This is a genomic window from Limnohabitans sp. (assembly GCF_046052825.1).
Taxonomy (GTDB): Bacteria; Pseudomonadota; Gammaproteobacteria; order Burkholderiales; family Burkholderiaceae_C; genus Limnohabitans.
The window spans coordinates 70,191-77,368 of sequence record NZ_JAVLFP010000052.1 but is presented as its reverse complement, the minus strand read 5'-3'; the positions used below and the strand labels follow the sequence as shown (position 1 = coordinate 77,368).

Genomic DNA, 7,178 nt, shown 5'->3' with positions numbered 1-7,178 from the left:
GAGCCTTATCGTCGGCAGCGTCAGATGTGTATAAGAGACAGCCGCTTGGCTGCGCGACAGCTTCAACGCCAGTGAGATTTTGGTCAGCCTCATGCTGGTCTACGTGGCGGTGATGGTGCTCAACTACTTGGTCTATGGTGCGTGGAAAGACCCCTTGGGCTACAACTTCCCCCAAACCAAAACCTTCGATGCGGTCACGCAAATTCCCAAGCTCATCACCGGCACCCGGGTCAACATTGGCGTCCTGCTGGCCATCAGCGGTGTGTGCGCTTTGTGGGTGTTTTTGTTCCGCACCCATGCGGGCTTTGCGCAACAGGTGGGTGGTTTGGCACCCGATGCAGCGCGGTATGCCGGCTTTTCGTCGCGTCGCGCGTTGTGGTTGGCCTTGCTCACCTCAGGTGCAGCGGCGGGTTTGGCGGGTGGGCTGGAGGTGGCGGGGCCCTTGCGCCAACTCACCCCTTACGTACCCGCAGGCTATGGCTTTGCCGCCATCATCGTGGCCTTTGTGGGGCGCTTGCATCCAGTGGGCATGGTGCTGTCGGCCTTGCTCATGAGCATGTTCTACATCGGGGGTGAGTTGGCGCAATCGCGTCTGGGTTTGCCACGGTCCTTGACGGGGGTGTTTCAAGGCTTGCTGCTGTTCACGCTGTTGGCTTGCGACACCTTGATGCTTTACAAATTGCGCTGGATACCCAAGGTGTCGGCCACGACAGAGGTTGCCCCATGATGGACAGTTACGCACTTTTATGGGCCGCGACCATGAATGCCGGCACTGTTTTGGCGCTCGCCTCCTTGGGTCTGTTGATCAACGAGAAAGCCGGCATCGTCAACCTAGGCGCTGAGGGCATGATGTTGTGTGCGGCCATCGCCGGCTATGCGGCTGTGTCGCACACGGGCAGCGATGTGCTGGGCTTTGCAGCCGGCATGGGGGCGGGTGCTGTGTTGGCCGCAGCCTTTGGTGTGTTGGTGATTTGGCTGGGGACCAACCAATACGCCACGGGCTTGGCGCTGAGCTTGTTTGGGGCTGGCTTTTCGGCCTTTGTGGGTGTGAGCTATGTGCAGGCCAAGCTGCCAGAGCGCATGCAGTTCTCGGTGCCTGTGCTGGGCGACTTGCCGTGGGCGGGCCCCGCCATGTTCCGCCATCACCCTTTGGTTTACGGCGCGATTGCCTTGACTCTGGGGCTGATTTATTTCTTGTACCGCACCCGCGCCGGTTTGGTGTTGCGCGCGGTGGGCGAGTCGCCCGAGTCGGCCCATGCTTTGGGCTACCCGGTGCGCCGCATTCGACTCTTGGCTGTGGTGTGTGGGGGGGCGCTGTGCGGACTGGCCGGCGCCTACATCTCCATCATTTACACCCCGCTGTGGGTGGAGGGCATGATCGCGGGCAAGGGCTGGATTGCACTGGCCCTGACCACGTTTGCCACCTGGCGCCCGGCACGGGTACTGCTAGGTGCTTACCTGTTTGGCGGTGTCACCATGTTGCAGTTTCATTTGCAGGCCACCGGGGTGGACATCCCCAGCCAATTTTTGAGTATGCTGCCTTACCTTGCCACCATTGCGGTGCTGGCCTTGATCTCGCGCAACCCCACCTGGCTGCGCGTGAACATGCCGGCCTCGATTGGCAAGCCGTTTTTCCCAGGCTCTTGATTTATTTTTTCTCACCCTTGACTGAAGGAACTTGCATGACAGATATGTACAAACGCCGTTGGATTCACGCCGTGGCTTTGACCGCCGTGGCTGCCGCTGCCCTGGTGGGCTGCGGTAAAAAAGAAGAGGCCAAGCCGGCTGAGGCCCCCAAGGCCGAAGTCAAGGCTGAGCCTCTCAAAATTGCATTCGCTTATGTCGGCCCTGTGGGCGACGGTGGCTGGACCTTTGCCCACGACAACGCGCGCAAGGCCCTGGAGAAAGAATTTGGCGACAAGATCCAAACCTCGTTTGTCGAGAACGTGCCCGAGTCGGCCGATGCCGAACGCGTGATCCGCGACATGGTGAGCCAGGGCAACAAGCTGATCTTTGGCACCACCTTTGGCTACATGGATCCCATGCTCAAAGTGGCATCTGACACCACAGACGTGAAGTTTGAGCATGCCACGGGTTACAAACAAGCCCCCAACATGAACACCTACGACAGCCGCACCTACGAAGGCGCTTACTTGGCAGGTGTGATTGCGGGCAAGATGACCAAGAGCAACACCTTGGGTGTGGTGGCTTCCATCCCAATTCCTGAGGTGATCCGCAACATCAACAGCTTCACCCTGGGCGCGCAGTCGAGCAACCCCAAGATCAAAACCAAAGTGGTGTGGGTCAACGAGTGGTTCAACCCACCCAAAGAAACCGAAGCGGCCACGAGCCTGATCAACAGCGGCGCTGATGTGTTGTTCCAAAACACCGACTCACCGGCTGTGCTCAAAACTGCACAAGACAAAGGCAAGCGCGCCTTTGGTTGGGACTCGGACATGACTGCTTATGGTCCTAAAGCCCACTTGGCTTCGAGCATCATCAACTGGACGCCTTATTACGTGGCCGCCACCCGCGCAGCACTGGACGGCAAATGGGCCGGTGGTGGTGCCACTTGGTGGGGTGTGAAAGAAGGCGCCATTGACATCGTGTCGATTGCCGAAGACGTGCCTGCTGAAACGAAAGCCAAAGTCGAAGACGTCAAGAAGGGGCTGAAAGAAGGCACCTTTGCCATCTGGAAAGGCCCCTTGGCTGACAACACCGGCAAGGAAGTCTTGAAGAAAGACGAAGTGGCCGACGACAAGTTCATGAGTGGCATCAACTTCTTCGTCAAGGGCGTAGAAGGCAAAGTGCCAGGCGCGAAATAAAACTGTGTAAACAGTTCGCACTGTGACAAAAGCCGCCTTCGGGCGGCTTTTGTCATTTTTTGGCCCATGTTTTGCTTATGTTTTTGGGCGCCTTATTTTTTAACCTTGAAGGAATTTGACATGAAATACAAACTTTCGCTGATTGCTTTCGCTGCGCTGACGTCAGTGGCTGCACAAGCTGCTGATTGGAGTGATACGTCTTTGACTTATCGCCACGGCAGCAAATTTGCCGAACCCTTTGGTACCAACGACATCACCAAAAATATCTATGGTTTGAGCCATGTCAGTGGCTACAAATACGGCAGTAACTTCTTCAACGTGGACATGTTGATGTCTAACGGAAAAGATCCAGCGTCTGTTGGCTCGAGCACAGGTGCGCAAGAGGTTTACATTGTGTATCGCCACACCTTGGATTTAGAGAAAGTATCTGGCAAGTCATTCAAGTCTGGCATGGTGCGCGGATTGGGTGCAACAGCTGGCTTTGACTACAACACCAAAGCAGACGCTGGATACAACTCCAAGAAACAAATGTTGGTTGCTGGGCCTACATTGATGTTGGATGTTCCAGGCTACTTGAATGTGAGCTTGTTGCAACTGTGGGAAAGCAATGCCCCATACAGCGGCTACACGCACATTTCCAAGCCTCGCTATGACTACGACGCACATCCCATGATCGGATTGGTCTGGGGTATTCCATTCAGCGTGGCTTCTGTGCCGCTGTCCTTTGAAGGTTTTGCCAATTTCATTTCAGCCAAGGGTAAGAATGAGTATGGCGATCAAACCAAAGCTGAAACGCTGATTGACATGCAAGTGATGTACGACATGAGTTCTGCTGTGGGCGCTGGCAAAAACACGTTCAAAGTAGGTGCTGAATACCAGTACTGGAAAAACAAGTTTGGCAATGATGCTTCAGGTGCTGCGGGTCCAGGCGCATTTGCAAAGACGCCCATGCTGCGAGCTGAGTACCACTTCTAAGCCAAGTGTTACGCCCAACAAAGACCACCTTCAGGTGGTCTTTTTTTGAGCCTTCTTGAGATGAAGTTGTCGAGTTGGATTCGACGAAATGGTCTCATAGAAAACTCACCGCGTCCCAAAAATACGGTCCCCTGCATCACCCAAGCCGGGCAAGATGTAGCCGTGGTCGTTGAGTGCGCGGTCAATCGATGCGGTGTAGATGTGTACGTCCGGGTGGCACTTACGCACCTCGGCCAGGCCTTCAGGGCAGGTGAGCAGACACACAAACTTGACCGACCTCGGGTTCAAGGCTTTCACCCGCGTGATGGCTGCCACGGCCGAATGCCCGGTGGCCAACATGGGATCAACCAACACCACGTCGCGCTCTTGCATGTCGGGCGGCATTTTGAAGTAGTACTCCACCGCCTCTAGGGTGTGTGGGTCGCGGTACAAGCCAATGTGTCCCACGCGTGCGCCTGGCACCACGGTGAGCATGCCATCCAAGATGCCGCTGCCTGCGCGCAAGATGCTCACCAGCACCAACTTTTTGCCGTCAATCACGGGCGACTGCATGGTCTCCAAGGGGGTTTCGATCTCGATGTGCTGCACCGGCATGTCGCGCGTCACCTCGTAGGCCATGAGCATGGACAGCTCATGCAGCAATTGGCGGAAGGCGTGTGTGCTGGCGTCTTTGCAGCGCATCAGGGTCAATTTGTGTTGCACCAAGGGATGGTCAATCAGGTGAATGTGTGCGTCGGTCAACATGCGCTTCCTAAGGCTTTGAACCCAGTGTGTGTTGCAACTTCTGAGCCAGTGTTGGGGTGAACAGTGGGCGAGTCGACCAGCAGCTTGCACCGAAATGGTCAAGCTTGCTGCACCAACTTGCAACTGCATGGCGCAGATCAAGCACCATGAATGTGCCTTTCTGTATGCGATTTGGGCGAAATACGTATACAAACTTGGCATACGTTTTGCGATTGCTTGGCATGAAGTCAACTTCCGCCCATTCAAACGCAAGTGCAGTTGAATTGGTGTCGCTCACAAAAAACTATGGCGATGGCAAGCCCGCTGTGGATGCCATCAACTTACGCATCGCCCAGGGCAGTTATTGTTGTTTGTTGGGGCCTTCGGGCTGCGGCAAAAGCACCACCTTGCGCATGATCGCCGGCCACGAGACCGTCACCAGCGGCGATGTGTTGCTGGAAAACCGCAACATCACCAACTTGCCCGCGGCAGCACGGGGTACTGCCATGATGTTTCAGAGTTTTGCCTTGTTTCCGCACATGTCGGCTTTGGACAACGTGGCCTTCAGCTTGAAGATGAAAGGCGTGGACACCGCCACCCGACACCAAGCTGCCGGGCAACTGTTAGAGCGCGTGTCCATGTCGCATTTGGCCCAGCGCAAGCCGGGCGAGTTGTCGGGCGGGCAGCAGCAGCGCGTGGCCCTGGCGCGTGCATTGATCACCGAGCCCAAGGTGTTGTTGCTGGATGAGCCGTTGTCGGCCCTGGACCCTTTTTTGCGCATTCAAATGCGTGCCGAGTTGAGGCGCTGGCAAAAAGAGCTCAAGCTGACCTTTATCCACGTGACCCACTCGCAAGAAGAGGCCATGGCTTTGGCGGACACCATGGTGGTGATGAACCATGGAACGATCGAGCAGCAAGGTTCACCACACGATATTTACAACCGTCCCAACAGTGAATTTGTGGCGCGGTTCATGGGCGGACGCAACGTGATCGCGTGGGGTGGCTCGGTCATCACGGTTCGCTCAGACCACATGCAATTGCACGACTTGAGCGACAGACTAGAACCCGGGCGTCACGCCTTGACCACTTGCATCACGGACATTGAATACCAAGGCACCCATGTGCTGGTGAGCTTGCAAGCCCAGGACGGGGCGCATCCGCAGACGGCCGGTGCTGAATTGACGGTCATGGTCTCTGAAGACCGGTTCATGTCGCAACCCTTTGAATTGGGTCAACAGGCCAAGCTTGCTTGGTCTGCCGATGCTGCGCATCACTTCACGGCCGATTGAATGTCACGCGTTTGATTTCTTTTCACCCACCATCCTCAAGGAGTATTTGCCATGTCAGAGCCAGTTGTTCAAAACACATCCTCGCTGCAAGACGCAGCGTCTGAAACCCTGTCGTCTTCGGTGCCACGTCGCGCCTTGCTCAAAGGCACCGCAGGCATTTTGGCGTCGGGCTTGTTTCCGGCCATCCATGCGCAAGAAAAAATCGTGCTGCGTTACCTGGGCACGGCGGTGAACCAAGACAAAGCAATTGGCGACAAGTTCAAAGCAGACACTGGCATTGAAATCCAATACGTGGCGGTGACCACCGACGACGTGACCAAGCGTGCTGTCACCGCACCCAACACCTTTGACTTGATCGATACCGAGTACTTCTCGCTCAAGAAAATCGTGCCCACCGGCAACCTCAAAGGCATTGACACCAAGCGCATCAAAAACGCCGACAAGATCACCAGCTTGTTCACCACAGGCAAAGTCGCGGGAAAAGCGGTGGGTGACCAGGGCACTGCACCCAAGAAAGTGATTTACCTCGAAGGCGAAAAGAGCAAAGTGTTCGCCAAGAGCCCGACCCAATTCATGTCCTTGATCCCCACGGTCTACAACGCCGACACCCTGGGCATTCGCCCCGACCTGATCAAGCGCCCCATCAGCTCGTGGGCCGAGTTGCTCAATCCTGAGTTCAAGGGCAAGGCCGCCATCTTGAACATTCCCTCCATTGGCATCATGGACGCGGCCATGGTGGTGGAAGCCATGGGCATTTACAAATACCCCGACAAGGGCAACATGACCAAGAAGGAAATTGACCTCACCATCAAAACCCTGATCGAAGCCAAAAAAGCAGGCCAGTTCCGCAGCTTGTGGAAAGACTTCAACGAGTCGGTCAACCTGATGGCCTCGGGCGAGGTGGTGATTCAGTCCATGTGGTCACCCGCTGTCACAGCCGTGCGCTCCAAGGGCATTGACTGCACCTTCCAGCCTTTGAAAGAGGGATACCGCGCCTGGGCCGCAGGCTTTGGTCTGCCCGCCACCTTGAGCGGCAAAAAGCTCGACGGCGCGTACGAGTTCATCAACTGGTTCTTGGACGGCTGGGCCGGCGCGTACCTGAACCGCCAAGGCTATTACAGCGCTGTGCTCGACACCGCCAAATCCAAAATGGAAGCCTACGAATGGGCGTATTGGATGGAAGGCAAGCCTGCCACGCAAGACATCAAGAGCCCGCATGGCGACGTGTTGGCCAAAGCCGGTGCGGTGCGTGACGGCGGCAGCTACGAAGCGCGCATGGGCGGCATTGCGTGCTGGAACGCGGTGATGGATGAAAACAACTACATGGTCCAGAAATGGAACGAGTTTGTAGCGGCCTAACCAGCTG

6 protein-coding genes and 1 pseudogene are annotated in these 7,178 nt (G+C 56.2%); 6 read left to right on the top strand and 1 reads right to left on the bottom strand.

Translation table 11 applies throughout. The annotated features are described in order from the left end of the window. Positions 1-43: 43 nt before the first annotated feature. From ACKWJN_RS08835 to ACKWJN_RS08820, 4 genes and pseudogenes are all read left to right on the top strand, one after another. A pseudogene (locus tag ACKWJN_RS08835) lies at positions 44-727 on the top strand (ABC transporter permease); the annotation flags it as partial. Beyond that, entirely contained in the window at positions 727-1,647 is a 921-nt protein-coding gene (locus ACKWJN_RS08830; RefSeq protein ID WP_408596098.1) for an ABC transporter permease, read from the top strand. The pseudogene ACKWJN_RS08835 and the gene ACKWJN_RS08830, both read left to right, overlap by 1 nt. 35 nt (positions 1,648-1,682) lie before the next feature. Then, a complete protein-coding gene (locus tag ACKWJN_RS08825) occupies positions 1,683-2,825 on the top strand; it encodes a BMP family ABC transporter substrate-binding protein (RefSeq protein ID WP_408596096.1) in 1,143 nt (380 codons plus the stop codon). Between the two features lie 120 nt (positions 2,826-2,945). Further along, positions 2,946-3,800 (top strand): outer envelope protein, encoded by an 855-nt coding sequence (locus ACKWJN_RS08820; protein WP_408596094.1) that lies wholly within the window; start codon positions 2,946-2,948, stop codon positions 3,798-3,800. Positions 3,801-3,905: 105 nt separating this feature from the next. Here ACKWJN_RS08820 and upp read toward each other — a convergent pair whose 3' ends face one another. Beyond that, the gene (upp, locus tag ACKWJN_RS08815) at positions 3,906-4,544 is read right to left on the bottom strand and encodes a uracil phosphoribosyltransferase (protein ID WP_408596092.1); all 639 of its coding nucleotides are present in this window, start codon (positions 4,542-4,544) and stop codon (positions 3,906-3,908) included. A 221-nt stretch (positions 4,545-4,765) separates the two neighbouring features. On the opposite strand from upp, the gene ACKWJN_RS08810 reads away from it, so the two are divergent. Together ACKWJN_RS08810 and ACKWJN_RS08805 are read left to right on the top strand one after the other, a co-directional pair. Next, on the top strand, positions 4,766-5,812 hold the full coding sequence (locus ACKWJN_RS08810) for an ABC transporter ATP-binding protein (protein ID WP_408596090.1): 1,047 nt from the start codon (positions 4,766-4,768) through the stop codon (positions 5,810-5,812). A gap of 51 nt (positions 5,813-5,863) precedes the next feature. Next, positions 5,864-7,171, top strand: coding sequence for a PotD/PotF family extracellular solute-binding protein (locus ACKWJN_RS08805; protein WP_408596088.1), 1,308 nt, complete (start codon positions 5,864-5,866; stop codon positions 7,169-7,171). Positions 7,172-7,178 lie beyond the last annotated feature (7 nt).

Bases quoted from the DNA above. Each gene is read 5' to 3' on its own strand.
- ACKWJN_RS08830 (WP_408596098.1), top strand. From the start codon at position 727: ATGGACAGTTACGCACTTTTATGGGCCGCGACCATGAATGCCGGCACT.
- ACKWJN_RS08825 (WP_408596096.1), top strand. From the start codon at position 1,683: ATGACAGATATGTACAAACGCCGTTGGATTCACGCCGTGGCTTTGACC.
- ACKWJN_RS08820 (WP_408596094.1), top strand. From the start codon at position 2,946: ATGAAATACAAACTTTCGCTGATTGCTTTCGCTGCGCTGACGTCAGTG.
- upp (WP_408596092.1), bottom strand. From the start codon at position 4,544: ATGTTGACCGACGCACACATTCACCTGATTGACCATCCCTTGGTGCAA.
- ACKWJN_RS08810 (WP_408596090.1), top strand. From the start codon at position 4,766: ATGAAGTCAACTTCCGCCCATTCAAACGCAAGTGCAGTTGAATTGGTG.
- ACKWJN_RS08805 (WP_408596088.1), top strand. From the start codon at position 5,864: ATGTCAGAGCCAGTTGTTCAAAACACATCCTCGCTGCAAGACGCAGCG.